The following is an 18,814-nucleotide window of genomic DNA, read 5'->3' as shown; positions in this document are numbered from 1 at the left end:
TCTACGGTTGTCTATTGAGGAGGACCCTTTTGAAAAAGGGTCTCCCCTCAAACTCCCCTCCTAAAACTTCTGTTTTTATTTTTTTCGGATAGGGCGCAATCTGCAAATCGGCAGGTCTTTTTTATTTTTCGCGCGCCCTATCCGAAAAAAATCAGATAAAAGTCTTTGGAAAGGGGTTCGGGGAAGAACCTTTCCTCAGAAAGGTTTTCCCCGATAAATAACTATAAACTTCTATACAAGCAATGCATTTACGGCGGCCTTTTTCACATATTTCCCAAAATTGTACTGATCGTAAAAGCTAATTTTTATATTGCATTTTGTGGAGATTTGTGTTATTATATAAGGTAAGAAGTTGCGCCATGACGTTACATGGCAAATATATAAACGTACGTTTTTGTACGAGTCAGGAGAATAATATGCCAAAAAGACAGGATATTAACAAGATCATGATCATCGGTTCAGGTCCTATCATCATAGGACAGGCTTGCGAGTTTGATTATTCGGGAACACAGGCTTGTAAGGCTCTGCGTCAGCTGGGCTATGAGATCGTTCTTGTTAACTCAAACCCTGCAACTATCATGACAGACCCCGATGTTGCGGATATCACTTACATTGAGCCTCTTAATCTCGAAAGACTTACACAGATCATCGAAAAAGAACGTCCTGATGCTCTCCTTCCTAACCTTGGCGGACAGTCGGGACTTAACCTCTGTTCCGAGCTTGATCAGGCAGGCGTACTCAAAAAGTACAATGTACAGGTAATCGGTGTACAGGTAGACGCTATCGAGCGCGGTGAGGACCGTATCGAATTCAAGAATGCTATGAGCGCACTCGGTATCGGTATGCCGAGAAGTGAAGTTGCTTATTCCGTAGACGAGGCTGTAAAGATAGCTGAAAAGCTGAAATATCCTGTTGTTCTGCGTCCTGCATACACTATGGGCGGCGCAGGCGGCGGCATGGTATATAATGTTGACGAACTCAAAGTCGTATGTGCAAGAGGACTTCAGGCTTCTCTCGTTGGACAGGTACTTGTTGAAGAATGTATCTTCGGCTGGGAAGAGCTTGAGCTTGAAGTAGTACGTGATGCTGAGAACAACAAGATCACAGTATGTTTCATCGAGAATATTGATCCTATCGGCGTACATACAGGTGATTCCTTCTGTTCTGCACCAATGCTCACTATTCCTGAGGACGTACAGGCTCAGTTACAGGAGATGTCATACAAGATAATCGAGTCTATCGAAGTTATCGGCGGCTGTAACTGTCAGTTCGCCCGTGATCCTGAGACAGGACGTATCGTTGTTATCGAGATCAACCCAAGAACTTCACGTTCTTCCGCACTTGCTTCAAAGGCTACAGGCTTCCCGATAGCTCTCGTATCCGCTATGCTTGCCTGCGGACTCACACTTAAAGATATCCCGTGCGGAAAGTACGGCACTCTTGACAAGTACGTTCCCGATGGTGATTATATAGTTATCAAGTACGCTCGCTGGGCATTTGAGAAATTCAAGGGCGCAGAGGACAAGCTTGGTACACAGATGAAGGCTGTCGGTGAGGTAATGAGCATCGGCAAGACCTATAAGGAAGCATTCCAGAAGGCTATCCGTTCACTTGAAACAGGACGCTATGGTCTCGGATTTGCTAAGAACTTCAACAATATGACAAAGGAAGAGCTCCTTTCACAGCTTCGTTTCCCAACAAGCGAGAGACAGTTCGTCATGTATGAGGCACTCCGCAAGGGTGCAACTGTTAATGAGCTCCATGACCTTACAAAGATAAAGAAGTACTTCATCGAGCAGATGAAGGAGCTTGTTGACGAAGAAGAGGCACTCCTCAAGAACAAGGGTGCTGTTCCTGCAAATGACGTACTCAAGCAGGCTAAGCTGGACGGTTTCTCAGACCGTTACCTCAGCTCTATCCTTGAAGTAACAGAGGAAGAGATAAGAAACGCACGTACAGCTATCGGCGTTAAGGAAGCATGGGAAGGTGTTCACGTAAGCGGTACTCAGAATGCTGCATATTACTATTCAACATATCACCTTGATGCTGACAAGAGCCCTGTAAATACAGATAAGCCAAAGATAATGATCCTCGGCGGCGGTCCTAACAGAATAGGTCAGGGTATCGAGTTCGACTACTGCTGCGTTCACGCTGCACTTGCACTTAAAAAGCTTGGCTTTGAGTCAATTATCGTAAACTGCAACCCTGAGACAGTTTCTACTGACTATGATACATCAGATAAGCTCTATTTCGAGCCTCTTACACTTGAAGATGTTCTCGCTATCCACGAAAAGGAAAAGCCTGTAGGCGTTATCGCTCAGTTTGGTGGACAGACTCCTCTTAACCTTGCAAACGACCTCAAGAAGTACGGTGTAAATATCCTCGGTACAACTCCCGAGACTATCGACCTTGCAGAGGACAGAGATCACTTCCGCGCAATGATGGACAAGCTCGGCATACCTATGCCTGAGGCTGGAATGGCTGTAAATGCTGACGAAGCTATCGCTATTGCAAACAAGATCGGTTATCCTGTAATGGTTCGTCCTTCCTACGTTCTCGGCGGACGCGGAATGGAGATAGTACACGATGACGAGATGATGAGAGTATACATGAACGCTGCTGTAGGCGTAACTCCTGACAGACCTATCCTCATCGACCGTTTCCTCAACCACGCTACAGAGTGCGAGGCTGACGCTATCTCAGACGGTACACATTGCTTTGTTCCTGCTGTTATGGAGCATATCGAGCTTGCAGGCGTACATTCTGGCGACTCCGCTTGTATACTTCCTTCAAAGAACCTGACAGAGAAGCAGGTAGCAACTATAAAGGAGTACACAAAGAAGATAGCTGTAGAGATGAACGTATGCGGACTTATGAATATGCAGTACGCTATCGAGGGCGATACAGTATACGTGCTCGAAGCTAATCCGCGTGCATCAAGAACAGTTCCGCTTGTATCAAAGGTATGCGATATCAACATGGTAAAGATCGCTACAGATATAATCACATCTTCACTTACAGGCAGACCTTCTCCTGTACCTGAGCTCAAGGACAAGCAGATCGGTCACTACGGCGTTAAGGAAGCTGTATTCCCGTTCAATATGTTCCCTGAGGTAGATCCTCTCCTCGGACCTGAGATGCGTTCAACAGGTGAAGTTCTCGGTATCTCACCATCATTCGGTGAAGCATACTACAAGGCACAGGAAGCTACAAAGAACAAGCTCCCGCTTGAGGGAACAGTTCTCCTCAGCGTATGTGAGAGAGACAAGCCTGAGCTTGTAGACATCGCTAAGTCATTCAACGAGCTCGGTTTCCACATCATTGCAACAGGCAGAAGCTACGAGATGATAAAGGAAGCAGGTATCCCATGCGATAAGATATTCAAGCTTTACGAGGGACGTCCGAACATTGCAGACCAGATCGCAAACGGCGAGATTCAGATGATAATAAATACACCTGCCGGCAAGACAAGTGTACACGATGACAGCTATATCAGAAAGGCTGCTATCAAGCACAGAATACCATACATGACAACTATGGCTGCTGCAAAGGCAAGTGCAGAGGGTATCAAGGCTATCAAGCACAATACTCACCTCGGCGTTAAGTCACTTCAGGCTCATCACGCTGATATTAAGTAATATAAACAAGTGCCGCTTCGTAATGGAGCGGCACTTTTAATTCATAATTGCAGCCCTTAGCCCTTAGCCCTTAGCCATTAGCCGTTAGCAAGTGAGCAGCACTGTAGTGGCGGATATTATCCGCCCGTCAACCCCGATGCAAGAGACAAGATATGATATGTAGGGGACGGCATCCTCGACGTCCCGTCAATGCTTGCAAGCAACAACAGGGGGAGGGACGCAGGCTTTGCACTGACTGTATCCAACGCAAAAAGCGGACGATCTGAGTCGTCCGCTTTGTCATTAATATTCGCTGTAATCGTCAGTATCTTCCGAATTTTCATCTTCACCTTCATCGGTGTTGTTTTCGGTATTTTCTTCGGAAGCGTCCTCAAATGTTTTTGTGGGAGCTTCTTCCACGATAGGCTTCTGTCCCTTGTATACAGTCACTATGAAGCCGTCTACATTATTGCCTGAGATATCGTATCTTACACCTGCAGGTACAGGAACGGTAGTCTTGTCGTTTCCGTCATCAGACTTTACGAAGTAGACCTCGTAGTCATTGCCCTTATCGTCTGAAAATTCCAGATGCTCCTTGTCATATGGGTGCTCGCCTATGAGCTTGATATACTCTTCAAGGCAAAGGTCGTTAGCGTCCATATAGTATGCGTGAGGTACGCCTACATAGCGGAAATGCCATGGCTCGTTCTGGAAGCCTGTTATCTTCTCCTTGCTTGAAGTATAGCGCACTATAAAGCCGTATTTATAGCAGTTAGCGTTTATCCATTCAAAATCGCCTGTGCCCTGATAATCGTTGTTTTCAGTCTCACTGAAGTCGAATGCAAGACCTGTTTCATGTTCGCTGAATCCCGGCTTTGCAACTCTTGTGGACTCTTCTCCGCCGTTGTTTGCAACATCGTTATCATAAAGCTCCTGCTGGAAATCCGTTGTTCTGTATGAACCGTAGATAATGAGAGTGTCATTCTGGTATTTGTCGTAGAAGTCCTGTATCATCTTTACCATAGGTGAGTAGACTTCTTTGAGTATGGTATAAGTCGAGTCAACTGCGCTGAAAAAGTTTATCTCGTTCTCATAGTTCATATCAGTGATGCTTACGAGATCTTCGTCACCGCCGAAGTACTGATGCTCCTTATTTACAAGGATAAGATCGCCGCGGAACTTGTCCTTTGTATTGACAGAAAGTGATTCGTAGATAGTCTGATTTGGATCGGGCAAAGTTGTAGCTGACGGATCCTCGATATCTATATTATTATTATGTTCAACATAAGGTGAAGGCTCAACGGTCTTTGCATGATTAAGACTGTTCCTGATAAAGAACGCGCAAGTTCCGAGAAGGACAAGGCTTATAACTATCTCAGTTGTCATTTTTGCGTGTTGTATACTTTTTTCTTTGCTGATTTTCTTTTTGGACATATGTCTGCTCCATTCCGCTGCTCCATAAGCAGCCGCATCATTGGGGAACTCACTGGTTCCGCTTTACTTTTGTTCTTTTTATCTCTATAAATTCCGTATAAATGGACGTATAAGCTTATTATACCATAGTTCGCGCTAAAAATATAGTGTTAGCGATACATCTTTGTAAAGGTGCTGTATTGGATATGTCGATAAAATCTATAAATTGTGAGCTTTCGACAATTTTTTCGCCGCTTGAGATGCCCTGCAAGCTGATATATAAAATAGCTAAAGGCTTATAAGTGCGTAATATAATGTTAATCTTCACAAAAAGGGTATGGCAATTAAGACAGTATTGCACAATCTTTTTTTAATCACTTGAAAATGCTTTAAAAAAATGTTATAATGTATAGTGGAAGTATGGGCAAATTCTTTAATTAAGCGATTTGTTAAAGACCGCTCCGTTGGGGATATTGATCTGCGGTCTTTATTTCATCTTCGCGTTAAAGGAAGTGATTCTATGAAATGTCCACGGTGCGGAACAGACAACGAAGCGGGTTTCAGGTTCTGCGTTAAATGCGGCGTTAACCTCGAAGATCCGCAGGATATTAACATTGAACAGCTGGATATGGGCGGCTATTACTCCGAAGAAGACTCTGCCTCGGGCGGTTTTACCTTCGGAAGCGGCACTTTTACTATAAGCGATACCCCTTCTAACGATTCTTCTTCAGATCTTTATACTGCTGCTGAACTTAATGATACAGACGAAGAGTTTGATTTCAGCGGCTTTGAAGATGAGCCTTTTATACCAAAGCTCGACACAGGACGAGTTACTCTGCCTGAACAGACAAGAGCAGTCCGTCAGGCTCAGATGAATAATGTAAATCAAATGCGCCAGCAAAGTGCTATGCAGGGAATTCCTGCGCCTAACGGTATGCCGGGAATACCGCAGCCTGCTGCGATGCAGGGTATCCCTGTACCAAGCGGTATGCAGAGTATAGCACCACAGGGCGGTATGCAGGGAATTCCTGCGCCAAGTGGTATGCAGGGTATCCCGCCACAGGGCGGTATGCAAGGTATCTCTGCGCCTAATGGTATGCAGGGAATACCACAGCCTGCTGCGATGCAGGGAGTTTCTGCTCAGAACGGCGGCGCACAGGCAAACGGTATGCCTGTTTACGGTCAGCCCGTAATGTACGGTCAGCCGCAGATAATCGGTTATGACCAGAACGGTATGCCTCTGTACGGTCAGCCTGTGATGTATAATCAGCCTCAGCTGATAGGCTATGACCAGAACGGTATGCCTGTATACGGTCAGCCTGTAATGTATGCTCAGCCGCAGATAATCGGCTACGACCAGAACGGTATGCCCGTCTACGGACAGCCCGTAGTCATAAATCCTGCGCAGGCAGGCGAGCTGGCTGATATACCCGTTGTGCCTGCTATGGGTGGTATACCTGTTGTTCCCCCAATGGGCGGAAATATGCAGATGAACCAGCCTGTTCCTCCTCCTGTAGAGGACAAGAACAAGGTCGAAGTACCTGATGATTTCTGGGAATTCTTTGACGGCGGCAAGGCTACGGAACACGCCGAGACAGATCCTACCGATGACTTTTTCGGTAAGCGCAATGAGGATCTCGGCAGCTTAAAGCGTCCCGAGAAGAAGAAAGTATCCTATATGAACGATACTCCTCTTGTTGATGCAAGCAAGCTCAAGAAAAATGAGGAGTCAAAATACAACAAGATGTTCATGCGTTCGGCAGAAGTTGCCGATCCAGGTGCTCTCGAAGCCAAAAAGGAACAGCGACGCTTTGATTATATGGGTTCAACAAAAACTGTTGACGCATCAGAGCTCCGCGCAAAGGAAGAGCGCAAGTCATGGAATGTAATGTCGTCGGCAGGTATGGCTGATCCCAGCGAATTGCAGGCAAATACTCCAAAACAGCGTACAGGTTCGATGATGGCTCAGGCGGATCGCGCTGTTCAGGCAATGCCCAAAAAAGCAAAGACCTATAACGATGAGATAGATGCGATAGAGCTTCCTGAAGAGATGAAAGCGAAAAAGACCAATAAAACGGAAATTCCCGGCTTGCCGGAATTTTAATAAACTATATTCTAACACTTTTAAGGAGATGTTGTAAAAAATGAAGAAGTTTTTACAGGAATTCAAAGAATTCGCACTCAAAGGCAACGTAATGGATATGGCTATCGGTGTTATCATCGGTGCAGCTTTCGGAAGCATCGTAAGTTCTCTTACTGATAACTTCATCAATCCACTTATCGCTGTTATTACTGGCGGCGCAGAGAAGGACGAAAACGGTGTTATGCAGCTTGTAGGCGGAAAGTTTACAGTTGCAGGCGTTGACTTCAACTACGGTGCATTTATTTCCGCAGTTCTTAATTTCCTTATTATCGCTATCATTCTCTTCTGCATCATCAAAGCAGTTAACAAGGCAATGACAGTAGGCAAGAAGAAGGAAGAAGAGAAAAAGCCTGCTGAACCACCAAAGGAAGAAGTTCTTCTTACAGAGATCAGAGATCTTCTCAAGGCACAGAACGAAAAGAAATAAGTTTTTATTACATAGAAAACCTCCGCGTAAGGCGGAGGCTTTTTATTTTTTGTTATCGCACAGCTGTTCAAAGGTTATGCCGTATTTAAGGGCTATTTCGTGTGCGTAGCTCTTACCGTCTGGCTTTTTGTAGCTTATTTTGTAAGAGCGTTTGCCGTTTTCGTTTTCCATGACTACGCTGACAGCTTTGTAGGCTGAACCGCTGAGCTTATCTGCGTTTTCGCCAAGCTCATGCATATGAGTGTTGAAGCAGGTACGCGCACCGATGAAGCAGAGGTATTTCAGTACATCTTCCGCTATGTAAAGTGACTCGGTATGGCTCGTGGTAGCAAAGGACTCATTGAACAGCAGCAGGCTGTCGTGGTCTGCGGTTTTGCAGATAGAATTAAATCTTTCAGCCTCTTCACCGAGCCTGCCGAGAGATACTGTGCGCTCCTCCTCTACGGGGAAGTGAGTGTAGATACCGTCACAGGGGCGTATTTCCGCAGAAGCTGCAGGAACAAAGACTCCGCTCTGGAAAAATAGGAATGTAAGACCGATACCCTGAGTGAGTATGGTTTTTCCGCCGCGGTTAGGACCTGTCAGTATCTGAACAGTTTTAGCATCAGAAAATTCAACATCGTTGCATACTATATCTTCATCTATCTTGTTTTGCAGCTTGCATATGGCAAGCTTGACGTTGTAAAAGTCCCTGATATGAGAGTCGTCTGCGGAGTATTCGCCGAAACAGCAGGGAAGCCCGAGTTTGCGGAGCTTTTTTTCAAGCTCGATAAATCTGAGATAGAACAGGAACTCGTCAGCAAGCTCGCTGAGAGCTTTTCCACTGGTATCAACATATTTATTGAGCACTTTTTTCAGTTTGGCTGTCATGCTCGGGAGCATACGCTCTATTATCTTGTTGAGATTGTTCATGAGGGGACTGTCTGTGGGACGGTTCATGGCACTGTCTCTGCCGAATTTCTTTGATATCCTGTCAAGACCGTCATTATGCATCTCCATTGTGAACGGCATGAGGTCCTTATCGTTTATCTGATCCTGACGGTGATACTTCATAAAGCGTCCAAGAACGCTCTGTTCGCCGAACCAGTAAGTATTCAGTGAGATAATACCCGTTTCCTCGGGATAGAAGTTCTCATTCAGATTAACGCCGATAGTAAGGCTGTGGATATTGGCAATTTCGTCGCTTATGCCTGCGATGTCCTTTGTAAGCTCATCAAAGCCGCTGTTATCATATATATCAGAGATATAATCAGCGAACTTTTTCATGCCCTCTGATTTGAAATCGTGACCTTTTATAGTATCATTCAGCCTGATTATTGAGCTTGAATAATGTTCAAGGGATTTGAGCCGCGTGAGAAGCTCCCATATAGTAGAGCCTTTTTCGATACGGTTGAATGAATCGCTGACATAGAAGCGCATAGCGTCAAATATTTCAAACAGCTCTTCGCAAAGCTCGGGGGAGCTGCTGAGTTCCGTATAGACTGCTCTGCGGTAGTTTATTATTCTTTCGTCAGTGGGCATATCAAGCAATATCCTGCTAATGATGTTTTTTTCTGTAGAATTGCTTGTAATGCTTTGTGCGATGAAGTCTACCGAGAGATCGTTTGCGGTATTGCCGCTAAGGTTGAAGTATCTGTCAGAACTGTCCGGAGCAAGGAGACTGAATTCGCGTATATCGTTGGTACTTTTATCCTGCATAGTTTTTCCCTTCTGTGAAATGAAGCGTTTACCGAACCGCGATCGGGGCAATGATCGCCGTCAGACGGTTATTTGGTACGCTTTAATTATATCATTAAAGGCGATATGTGTCAACGCAGAGCCTATTCCTGAAAATGCTCCGTAAAAGACTTTATTCGTTATCATATACTAACAAATAATTCGGATTTGTCGCAGAACAGGCAAAAACAGCGAATAAAGATTTTGGGGCAAAAACTTGACAAACTGAAAAAAGTGTGATATAATTCATAATGTCGAAAGGTTCGGATGAACTTATTCAAAGTTACTCTGAACCCGAACTAAACATACATAGATTTATGGAGGAATTTATTATGACTATGAAAAGATTATTTTGCTCATCACTCGCTGTAATTTGTGTTGCAACATCATTTGCAAGCTGCGGTTCCAAGAAGGAAAAGAAGGACGACTTCCTCGGCAAGTGGGAGTGCGAAAAGATCGTTATGGGCGGCGAAGAAATGGATAATTTCTTTGGCGTAGACGCTTATGCTATATATCAGATCGAGCTTAAAGAGGGCAACAAGGGTACAGTAGATTCAGCTTTCAGCACTGAAGGAAAGCCTGTTGATCTCACATGGGAGAAGCAGGATGACGGAAAGATCAAGCTTGTCAACGATGAAGCATTTGACGGTGAAGAGGCTATTCTCGAAAAGAGCGGCAGCAAAATGATAATGAGCGTTGCTGATGAAGACGAATCGTCGGAAGACGGCAAGGGCGAAGAGGTGAAGATGTATTTTGTAAAGGTAGACTCCTTCAAGGAAATGCCTGAAAATCCATTTGGTGATCTTGGCAGCGACGATGATGACGCTGACGAAGATGATGCTGTAGAAACTGACGACGAAGAATAATAACGAAAACGGCGGTCATTCCGCCGTTTTTCGCGTTTTAAGCGACTTTATCGGGCAGCTTTGAAATAATAGTTTAAAAATTCTATCTAATAGCGAAATATATCAAGAACGAAATGTTATTTTTGTTGCTAATTGCTGATAAATCGGCTGAAAACAGTGCGAAACAGCCCGAAAACGGCTGTACGGACATTTTTGAAAAACTTGACAGATGAAAAAAAGGGTGATATAATTCACGAGGTCAAAAAAGTCAGGTAAAAATGGGATATTAAACTGACTAAGGCTTATTTTATGGAGGATAAAAACTATGAAAAAACTTATTTGTTCATCTCTCGCACTCGTTTGTATCTTATCATCTATGGTAGGCTGCGGCGATACTAAGGAAAAAGACGCAAAGGAAGAGACTACAACTGTTGCAGAAACAACAGAAGCTACTGAGGCAACAACAGAAGAAGCTGAGACAACAACAGAAGCAGGAAAAACTGAAAGCATTGACAGCAAAGATGCTATAGGTAAATGGCAGTGCAGCAAGCTTATTCTTGACGGTCAGGAAATGGACAGCCTTTATGGTGTAGATGCATATGCACTTTTCCAGATTGAGCTTACAGACGATAACAAGGGCACATTCTATTCTTTCCTTTTCAATGAAGAGAACAAGCCTGAGGATATCGAGTGGGAGAACAAGGACGGAAAGATCCAGCTCATCAGCAAGGAAGTATTTGACGAAGATGAGGTATACCTCGTATATGAAAACGGTAAGATGATCCTTAATCTTTCAGAAGAGGGCGATACCATGCAGAACGAGGCAGTTCTTGAAAACGTAGACGAATTCAAGGAGATCCCCGAAGATATGGAAATGAAGATAGACCTTGAAACAGAGGCAGAAGCAGACTTTGGTTTAGAAGAAGCTGCAACAGCAACATCAGCTGCTGAGGAAAAAGAATAATAAAAAAAGGCCGGCTTTATGCCGTCTTTTTTTTTAGCCCTTAGCCCACTCTTAGCCGTTAGCCCTTAGCTTTTAGCCGTTAGGTCTGTAGGGGCGAGTTCCGCTCGCCCGAGTAACCCACGTAACCATTATGTATAACTAAATCAATGTGTAGGGAACGCCGCCCTCGGCGTTCCGAGCCCTTAGTCGTTTAGCTTGTAGAGACTACCATTGGTCATCCGCCAATTCTGATAAAACCAGTCCGAGCCTTATAAAATAAATAAAATGAACGCTCTTTGTGACTTGCGCCAAACTAATAAAAAACGGGACTGTCTGACAGCCCCGTTTATTTTATGCACCGCATCTTGCAAGCATTGCAAGAGTGAGGGAAATATTTTCGTTATGCACAGCAACTCCCTTAGGAGCGTTTATATGTACTGCTGCAAAGTTAAGGATAAATTTTATCCCAGCCTCTGCCATACGGTCACAGACCTCCTGTGCGGCTGTTTCGGGCACAGTTATGATACCGATACGGATATCGTTTTTCAGGCAGAAATCCTCAAGCTCGTCGATATGACGCACAGGCTTTCCGCCAACATTTTTACCGACGCGCTCCTTATTGCAGTCGAAGCCGCAGATTATATCAAACCCGTAAGCCTCGAAGCCGTTGTATTCCAGCATAGCTCTTCCGAAGTTTCCCATACCTGCCACTACCACCTTGTCGTGGTTCTCAAAGCCGAGGAATTTACCGATATCGCCGATAAGCTCAGAGGTCATATATCCCACCTTGGGACGACCGCCGCTGCTGACCGAAGCAAGGTCTTTTCGCACCTGTACATCGTTGAGCCCGAGAGCCTCAGCAATAGCTGTAGCTGATATGTTTCCTTTTTTTCTCTCCTCCGGAAGTGATACAAGGTAATTGAAGTATATCGGAAGCCTTGAAAGTGTCTGTGAGGTAATGTTTTTTTCCATGGTATACCTCCGTCAGAGGGCTTACTTGTTCTGCATATATTCGTCCATAGCAGCAGCAGCCTTTTTGCCTGCACCCATAGCAAGGATAACAGTTGCTGCACCTGTTACAGCGTCTCCGCCAGCGTAAACGCCTTCCTTAGATGTGAGACCGTTGTCATCTGCGATGATACCGCCCCATTTCTGAGTATCAAGACCAGCTGTAGTAGACTTGATGAGCGGATTTGGTGAAGTACCGATAGACATGATAACGCAGTCAGCCTCGATATCAACGAAAGCACCCTCTATCGGAACAGGCTTAGCTCTGCCCGAAGCATCAGGCTCTGAGAGCTCCATCTGCTGACAGTGAACGCTCTTTACCCAGCCGTCATCTGTAGCCTGAATCTCAATAGGATTTGTGAGGAACTTGAAGATGATGCCCTCTTCCTTAGCGTGCTCTACTTCCTCAGCTCTTGCAGGAAGCTCTGCTTCTGTACGTCTGTATACGATATATACCTCAGCACCAAGTCTCTTAGCGCAGCGTGCTGCGTCCATAGCAACGTTGCCGCCGCCTACGATTACAGCTTTTGTACCTGCCTTGATAGGAGTAGCACTGCCCTCCTTGTATGCTTTCATGAGGTTGATACGTGTGAGGAACTCGTTAGCGGAATAAACGCCGTTGAGGTTCTCACCGGGGATATTCATAAATCTTGGGAGACCTGCACCTGAGCCGATGAATACGCTCTCGAAGCCTTCCTCCTTCATAAGCTCGTCAACTGAGATAGTCTTGCCGACTACAGTATTAGTCTCTACCTTTACGCCGAGAGCCTTGAGACCGCCGATTTCTTTCTGAACGATAGACTTTGGAAGTCTGAACTCAGGGATACCGTAGGAGAGAACTCCGCCAGCAACGTGGAGAGCTTCAAATATAGTAACGTCATAGCCCTTCTTTGCAAGGTCGCCTGCACAGGCAAGACCTGAAGGACCTGAACCGATAACAGCAGCCTTGTGACCGTTCTTTGCAGGTATCTCGGGAGCTGTCTCAGGCTGTGCATTGTGCCAGTCTGCAACGAAACGCTCTAATCTTCCGATAGCAACAGGCTCGCCCTTTACGCCTCTTACGCACTTGCTCTCGCACTGTGTCTCCTGAGGACATACTCTGCCGCATACAGCAGGGAGTGAGCTTGACTTTGTGATTATCTTGTAAGCCTCTGCGAAATTACCCTCAGCTACCTGAGCAATAAATGCAGGGATATCTATCTGTACGGGACATCCTGTGGAACATGGCTTGTTCTTGCAGTTGAGGCATCTCTTAGCCTCGTCGATAGCCTGTTCCTCGGTATAGCCGAGAGCTACCTCGCTGAAATTCTTATTTCTCACATCGGGAGCCTGTACTGGCATCTCGTTTCTTGTAAGTGACATATTAGGCATTTTACTTTACCTCCTTGAACAGATTGCAGGCTTCTTCGTAGGCATGACGCTCGAAAGGCTTGTACATAGCACCTCTTGCCATAGCCTCATCGAAGTCGATGAGATGACCGTCGAACTCAGGACCGTCAACGCAGGCAAACTTTGTCTCGCCGCCGACAGTAAGACGACAGCCGCCGCACATACCTGTACCGTCTATCATAATAGGGTTCATGGAAGCAACAGTGGGTATCTCGTATTCTTTTGTAAGACGACAGACGAACTTCATCATAATGAGAGGACCGATAGTGATAACTCTGTCATACTTCTCACCGCTTTCGATGAGCTTTTTGAGAGCATCTGTAACAAGTCCCTTTTCGCCAGCTGTGCCGTCATCGCTCATAAGTACGAACTTAGAGCTTGAAGCCTTGAATTCGTCTTCAAGGATAACGAGATCTTTATTTCTGAAACCAACTATAGAATGAACCTCAACGCCAAGCTCGTGGAGCTTCTTGGCAACAGGGTAAGCGATAGCACAGCCAACGCCGCCGCCCACAACGGCTACCTTTTTAAGTCCCTCTGTTTCTGTAGCTCTGCCGAGAGGACCAACGAAGTCCTGGAGGCAGTCGCCCTCGTTCATGTGGTTGAGTTTTTCTGTTGTAGCTCCTACTATCTGGAAAATGATAGTAACAGAGCCCTTTTCACGGTCGAAATCCGCAATAGTAAGCGGTATACGCTCTCCGTCAGCATCAGTTCTGAGAATGATGAACTGACCCGGTTCAGCCTTTCTTGCTACCTTTGGAGCGTTGATTCTCATAAGAGTAACGGTGGGATTGAGAGTTCTTTTTTCAAGAATTTCAAACATTGTCCTAACCTTCCTTGCTTTAGATTTGCAGTACGGGAAATTTCCGTGATATCCCCATTGACCTCATCAGATACAGGTACTGCACGATATATTCAATATTATATCATAATAAACTATCTTTCACAAATATAACAGTAGAATATCGGTATTCCGATATCGATATTCTTGTAACGAAATAAACCTTGACAATTGCTTGACAAAGCCGTGTCAAGGGCGGAAATGAATGGAAAAAAGAGAAAAGGCGGCATAAAGCCGCCTTTGTGTTTTGTTATTTTTACAGTTTTTGTTTATTCCTACACGGAATACTCATATTCCATATGCAATATGCCTTATTTATACTCGGCAAAAGCACTTTCGTTTCTTACCTCATACAGGCGGTTTACCAGCTTCAGCTCGTTATCCGAGAGCTTATGTCCCGATGTGTAGATGAGCATATCCTTGAAGCTGTTGTCGGGGAAAGCGCATTTTCTCTGGACGAGTCCGTATTTTCCGCAAAGGCTTGCAGGCATGGGAGAGTCCAGCATGAAAGCCTGAGGCACTGTCAGAAGGAAGTCGAGAGCACTTCCGCGGTCGTACATACAGACCTTTCTCACGGGTACATCGGCAGGACGGTTTGAAGCGTAGAGCTTCTCCACAGCTCCCGAAACATAGGGAACAGAGTCGTCTCCCTGTCCAAGCTCGGTGTAGTTGCAGGACAGGTCTGAATAGGTTATCACATCAGCACCTGCGGCAGGGTGTTCGGCTGACATTACAGCCAGCATCTCGAACTCCCAGAGGAGCTTGCCGTCTAAGTTTTTCTCGGCGAGGAAGTCTGTGAAGTACTTCTCGTGAGCGGTATTATAGCGTATAACGCCGAAATCATAGCCGTTTTCGCGGACATTCTCGATAGTTCTCAGTGAGTTTGTCTCGCAGAAGAATACTTCCATATCCTCGGGAGTATCAAGGGAAGCGATATACTCCGAGAAAGCCTTTGAGATATAGCCTGTTCTCGGCACGGATATGCGAAGACGGCTGTTTTTGGGCTTGTCAGGGGAGTGTATAGCCTCCATATTGTCTATTTGTATGAGTATCTGCTTTGCGTAATCGAGGAATTTAAGTCCCTGATCCGTAGGGATAACGCCCTTTGATGTACGGCGGAAGATAGTGATGCCGAGGGTGCTTTCCAGTTCTTTTATAGCCTTGCTCAGATTAGGCTGAGCCATGTAGAGATTTTCAGCAGCCTGTGTTATAGAGCGCGTTTTTTCGATCTCAACAGCGTATTTGAAGTGCAGGGTGTTCATGGTTCAGTCGTCCTTTCGTATTATTTATCGTCACTGCTGCTCACAAGCTTGACCTCGATGTGTCTGCGCTTGGGAGGCTCGGGCTTAGCAGGTGCCTTGAATTTAGTTTCTTCGCTCTGAGGCATTATTTCTGCAGGCTTTGACTCTATGGGCTTTATGGGCTTGCAGGGATTTCCTGCGGCAACGCAGTTTGCAGGGATATCATTTATAACAACGCTTCCTGCGCCGATGACTGTATTATCGCCTATGTTAACTCCGCCGAGTACGGTAACGTTACCGCCTATCCATACATTGTTTCCAACATTTATTGGCTTTGCGGACTCAAGTCCCTGATTTCTCGTATCTGCGTCAATAGGGTGGTCTGCGGTATAGAAGCCGCAGTTCGGACCGATAAAGACGTTATCGCCGAAGGTGACTTCTGCACAGTCAAGGATAACGAGATTATGGTTTGCGTAGAAGTTACTTCCCATTATGATATTATATCCATAGTCGCAGAAGAAATTCGGCTCTATTATTGCATTTTCGCTTTTCAGCGGAAGAAGTCTTGCAAGGACGCGTTCGCGCCTTTGATAATCGTTGTATTCGACAGCGTTGTACTCAGAGCAAAGCTTCTTGGCTTTTATCCTCTCGTTTACAAGCTCGGGAGCACCTGCGTTGTAAAGCTCTCCTGCCTGCTGTTTTTCTTTTTCGGTCATTTTAAACCCTCCTTGATCTTGATTTTATATGTTTACCAGTTGAGAAGCAGTATTACCAGCAAGGGAATTGAAAAAAAGAACATATACCCTAAAAACTGAAGGAATTCTATAAGGTTCTCACCGTTATCTGCAAAGAGATTGGGAGAATAATAGCGGTCAGGCTTTTCGGGATCTACGTATACCTGAGATGAGTCGGTAGGTGAAAAGAAATACAGGTCTCTGGAATGGTCCGTGAAGCGATAGCCTTTTCCCTCGTAGTAGTATTTGTATACGGGAACATGGCACTTGTATTCAGTATCCGTTGCGTTGACTGTATAGTCCGCTGCCGTTAAGTCGGGCTCGATGTGTACAAGTGTACCGCAGTGTTCCCGTCTGCTGCGAAGGGCAAGCTCGACAGTCACAAGCATGATAAGTCTCGATATTCCCAATACTGCAAAAGCAATAAGAAACAGTTTCAGCATCAACATGAAATACGCTCTGGTCATGTCGGTATTGATGCTTCTTGAGGTCTCTTCCGATATTAATATGAATATACCCGTTAATATGAAGAAAATACCCATAAATAATAAGGGGAGCCTTGTCCATATCATTTTCTCTACTGTTCTGCGTTTTTTGTTCTTTCCTGTTTTGCCGTCAATACCTGCGACAATGAACAGTATACCGACTGCGATAATGCCGATAACAGGGTCGGTATAACAGGCGATAAATGATATAACAGCTAAGACGGTATATACTGCCGAGGGTATTTTTACAGACGGCAGCTTTCTTTCAGTTGGTGCAGAGTAAAGGTTGTCGGCAGTTATTTTTTCAGCCAACGGTAATATATGCAGCTTTTTCATTTTTACAGCCTCTGATGTTATTATCTGATCTTCTTATTTGTGGTGTATTCCATAGTAAAAAAGAAGTATAAATGCGAGCGTTATGAAAAAATCCTTGAGTTTTGTGCCTGTTCTTCTGAAAATGATCTCGGAAAAATACCTTTCGGGAGCATTTGGGTCAATATGCAGGTCGATGAGCTTGAGATCGTTTTTAAAGGTATCGTCAAGATCAAGATATGCTGTTGCGTTATCATGGTCTATGAAGCGATAGTCCTCGCCCTCAAAATTGTATCTGAATACAGGCATACCGTCAGAGGTAAAGTTAAAGCTTGCGCCCAATCCTGATGCTGAGCCTTCTGGCTCTGTGTGTACTTGCTCTGTGCAGTGCTTTTTTCTTGAAGCTACAGCGCACAGACTTGCTATGAGAAAGACGATCCTTCCTATGATAAGAGCCAATATGACACCCTTTGTCAGCATAGTAAGTACTTTGTAGTCTCTTAGCCTTATGCCTAATTTTTTATTGATAAAATCTGCACCAAGAGAAAAGGTAAAGAACAATCCTGCAAGCAGGAAAGGCAGACGGTTCCATATGTTATTCTCCACGGTTCTTTGTGTGTCTCTTGTTCCTTTTGACACCTGACCTTCTTTGCTGAGACCTGCGTACAGGAATAGAAGTCCGAAGCCGAAAACAAACACCAAAATATTTTTCAAAAGCGCGATATACATTAATATCGCATAGATAGCGAGCAGAACATACTTTACCCTTTTATCGAGCTTTATCCCGAACCTTTTTCGCTCGGGCATAGGACTGAACAAGTCGCTCGGGTCTATTTTTTCTGCCAGCGGAAGTACACTGAATTTTTTCATTTTTTCCCTCTGTTAAACAGTACATTAATGAAGTATAAAAGGAAGAGCCAGAGCTAATGGAAATATGATAGCTATGCCAAAGGTTATGAAGTAATTGAAAAATATCCTTTTATTGTCCTCGGACATTTCTTCCAGATAGTAAGCATCGGGCTGGTCTGGGTCAATGTATATCTTAAAATTACTTTCAATATCTTCGAGCAGAGGAGAATTCTCCGACACCGCAAAACGGTAGCTCACTGCCTCATAGTGATACCTGAACAGCGGATCTAACCCGTGCGGTTCTTCGCGGTTCAGCGATATATCGGAGTTTATTGCCGCATAACCTATGAACTCCGCCATAACAGGAGAGGTACATCTCTTTTTGCGTTTCCTTAATGCTACAGTGGCTGCAAGGAGAAATATCAGTCTGATGATAAATCCGCAGAGAACTATGGCAATAAATACTGTCAGAAGCTTTTTTAAGACCTTTGAGGTCAGCGTCTCCGAGCCGCTCGCCACCGAGACAGTACCTATGATGCCGGTAAATATCAGTGCTGTACCAAAAACTATGACAGGAAATTTCTTCCACAGAGTGTCTTTTTCTTTTATAACACTCAGGTCATTCCCAGTGTACTTTGAAAATTCCCCGAGTAAGCAGCCTGCTCCTATGCCGCTAATTATGATAGAATTGTCAAAACAGGACAGTACTAAAGTTATGATGACAAGTATGCCCCATGCTATTGACATATTACGCTTTTTAACGACTGTGGGCTTAGGCTGTTCGTCGAAATATTCGTTTCTTATTCTTTCTGCTCTTGGCAGTAACTCTAACTTTTTCATTGTCATATTCC

General features: G+C 44.8%; 15 protein-coding genes. 5 read left to right on the top strand and 10 right to left on the bottom strand.

The genetic code is table 11. The features are described 5' to 3' along the window. The first annotated feature begins 416 nt into the window (after positions 1–416). Positions 417–3,638, top strand: a complete 3,222-nt coding sequence (gene carB, locus QZZ41_RS03055; RefSeq protein WP_295067982.1) for a carbamoyl-phosphate synthase large subunit — start codon at positions 417–419, stop codon at positions 3,636–3,638. Between the two features lie 282 nt (positions 3,639–3,920). Here carB and QZZ41_RS03050 read toward each other — a convergent pair whose 3' ends face one another. Beyond that, complete coding sequence (locus QZZ41_RS03050) at positions 3,921–5,051, bottom strand: M15 family metallopeptidase (RefSeq protein ID WP_295067979.1); 1,131 nt, start codon at positions 5,049–5,051, stop codon at positions 3,921–3,923. Between the two features lie 499 nt (positions 5,052–5,550). Here QZZ41_RS03050 and QZZ41_RS03045 point away from each other — a divergent pair, with 499 nt between their 5' ends. Both QZZ41_RS03045 and mscL read left to right on the top strand, forming a co-directional pair. After that, a complete protein-coding gene (locus QZZ41_RS03045; RefSeq protein WP_295067976.1) occupies positions 5,551–7,134 on the top strand; it encodes a zinc-ribbon domain-containing protein in 1,584 nt (527 codons plus the stop codon). Between the two features lie 40 nt (positions 7,135–7,174). Beyond that, on the top strand, positions 7,175–7,600 hold the full coding sequence (gene mscL / locus QZZ41_RS03040) for a large-conductance mechanosensitive channel protein MscL (RefSeq protein ID WP_295067973.1): 426 nt from the start codon (positions 7,175–7,177) through the stop codon (positions 7,598–7,600). A 42-nt stretch (positions 7,601–7,642) separates the two neighbouring features. Here the strand turns inward: mscL and QZZ41_RS03035 are convergent, their stop codons facing one another. Continuing rightward, entirely contained in the window at positions 7,643–9,298 is a 1,656-nt protein-coding gene (locus tag QZZ41_RS03035) for a hypothetical protein (RefSeq protein WP_295067970.1), read from the bottom strand. A gap of 356 nt (positions 9,299–9,654) precedes the next feature. Here QZZ41_RS03035 and QZZ41_RS03030 point away from each other — a divergent pair, with 356 nt between their 5' ends. Then, complete coding sequence (locus QZZ41_RS03030; protein WP_295067967.1) at positions 9,655–10,182, top strand: hypothetical protein; 528 nt, start codon at positions 9,655–9,657, stop codon at positions 10,180–10,182. A 304-nt stretch (positions 10,183–10,486) separates the two neighbouring features. Beyond that, entirely contained in the window at positions 10,487–11,125 is a 639-nt protein-coding gene (locus QZZ41_RS03025) for a hypothetical protein (RefSeq protein ID WP_295067964.1), read from the top strand. A 330-nt stretch (positions 11,126–11,455) separates the two neighbouring features. On the opposite strand, the gene QZZ41_RS03020 is transcribed toward QZZ41_RS03025, so the two are convergent. The 8 genes from QZZ41_RS03020 to QZZ41_RS02985 form a co-directional block, all read right to left on the bottom strand. Further along, positions 11,456–12,076 carry a redox-sensing transcriptional repressor Rex gene (locus QZZ41_RS03020; RefSeq protein ID WP_295067962.1) on the bottom strand — a complete coding sequence of 207 codons (621 nt, stop codon included), beginning with the start codon at positions 12,074–12,076 and terminating at the stop codon, positions 11,456–11,458. Positions 12,077–12,097: 21 nt separating this feature from the next. After that, entirely contained in the window at positions 12,098–13,483 is a 1,386-nt protein-coding gene (gene gltA, locus QZZ41_RS03015) for an NADPH-dependent glutamate synthase (RefSeq protein WP_295067959.1), read from the bottom strand. Between the two features lies 1 nt (position 13,484). After that, on the bottom strand, positions 13,485–14,324 hold the full coding sequence (locus tag QZZ41_RS03010) for a sulfide/dihydroorotate dehydrogenase-like FAD/NAD-binding protein (RefSeq protein WP_295067957.1): 840 nt from the start codon (positions 14,322–14,324) through the stop codon (positions 13,485–13,487). Positions 14,325–14,653: 329 nt separating this feature from the next. Further along, the gene (locus QZZ41_RS03005; protein WP_295067955.1) at positions 14,654–15,604 is read right to left on the bottom strand and encodes a LysR family transcriptional regulator; all 951 of its coding nucleotides are present in this window, start codon (positions 15,602–15,604) and stop codon (positions 14,654–14,656) included. Positions 15,605–15,624: 20 nt separating this feature from the next. Next, positions 15,625–16,299, bottom strand: a complete 675-nt coding sequence (locus QZZ41_RS03000) for a sugar O-acetyltransferase (RefSeq protein WP_295067952.1) — start codon at positions 16,297–16,299, stop codon at positions 15,625–15,627. A gap of 32 nt (positions 16,300–16,331) precedes the next feature. After that, positions 16,332–17,138 (bottom strand): hypothetical protein, encoded by an 807-nt coding sequence (locus QZZ41_RS02995; protein ID WP_295067949.1) that lies wholly within the window; start codon positions 17,136–17,138, stop codon positions 16,332–16,334. 33 nt (positions 17,139–17,171) lie between these two features. Further along, positions 17,172–17,984 carry a hypothetical protein gene (locus tag QZZ41_RS02990; RefSeq protein WP_295067946.1) on the bottom strand — a complete coding sequence of 271 codons (813 nt, stop codon included), beginning with the start codon at positions 17,982–17,984 and terminating at the stop codon, positions 17,172–17,174. Positions 17,985–18,008: 24 nt separating this feature from the next. Next, positions 18,009–18,803 carry a hypothetical protein gene (locus QZZ41_RS02985; RefSeq protein ID WP_295067943.1) on the bottom strand — a complete coding sequence of 265 codons (795 nt, stop codon included), beginning with the start codon at positions 18,801–18,803 and terminating at the stop codon, positions 18,009–18,011. Positions 18,804–18,814 lie beyond the last annotated feature (11 nt).

It is taken from the genome of Ruminococcus sp. (assembly GCF_016283395.1).
The sequence above is the reverse complement of the archived record's forward strand: the minus strand, read 5'-3'. Positions and strand labels throughout refer to the sequence as shown.

Coding starts and splice junctions, on each gene's coding strand:
- carB (WP_295067982.1), top strand. CDS start 417: ATGCCAAAAAGACAGGATATTAACAAGATCATGATCATCGGTTCAGGT.
- QZZ41_RS03050 (WP_295067979.1), bottom strand. CDS start 5,051: ATGTCCAAAAAGAAAATCAGCAAAGAAAAAAGTATACAACACGCAAAA.
- QZZ41_RS03045 (WP_295067976.1), top strand. CDS start 5,551: ATGAAATGTCCACGGTGCGGAACAGACAACGAAGCGGGTTTCAGGTTC.
- mscL (WP_295067973.1), top strand. CDS start 7,175: ATGAAGAAGTTTTTACAGGAATTCAAAGAATTCGCACTCAAAGGCAAC.
- QZZ41_RS03035 (WP_295067970.1), bottom strand. CDS start 9,298: ATGCAGGATAAAAGTACCAACGATATACGCGAATTCAGTCTCCTTGCT.
- QZZ41_RS03030 (WP_295067967.1), top strand. CDS start 9,655: ATGAAAAGATTATTTTGCTCATCACTCGCTGTAATTTGTGTTGCAACA.
- QZZ41_RS03025 (WP_295067964.1), top strand. CDS start 10,487: ATGAAAAAACTTATTTGTTCATCTCTCGCACTCGTTTGTATCTTATCA.
- QZZ41_RS03020 (WP_295067962.1), bottom strand. CDS start 12,076: ATGGAAAAAAACATTACCTCACAGACACTTTCAAGGCTTCCGATATAC.
- gltA (WP_295067959.1), bottom strand. CDS start 13,483: ATGCCTAATATGTCACTTACAAGAAACGAGATGCCAGTACAGGCTCCC.
- QZZ41_RS03010 (WP_295067957.1), bottom strand. CDS start 14,324: ATGTTTGAAATTCTTGAAAAAAGAACTCTCAATCCCACCGTTACTCTT.
- QZZ41_RS03005 (WP_295067955.1), bottom strand. CDS start 15,604: ATGAACACCCTGCACTTCAAATACGCTGTTGAGATCGAAAAAACGCGC.
- QZZ41_RS03000 (WP_295067952.1), bottom strand. CDS start 16,299: ATGACCGAAAAAGAAAAACAGCAGGCAGGAGAGCTTTACAACGCAGGT.
- QZZ41_RS02995 (WP_295067949.1), bottom strand. CDS start 17,138: ATGAAAAAGCTGCATATATTACCGTTGGCTGAAAAAATAACTGCCGAC.
- QZZ41_RS02990 (WP_295067946.1), bottom strand. CDS start 17,984: ATGAAAAAATTCAGTGTACTTCCGCTGGCAGAAAAAATAGACCCGAGC.
- QZZ41_RS02985 (WP_295067943.1), bottom strand. CDS start 18,803: ATGAAAAAGTTAGAGTTACTGCCAAGAGCAGAAAGAATAAGAAACGAA.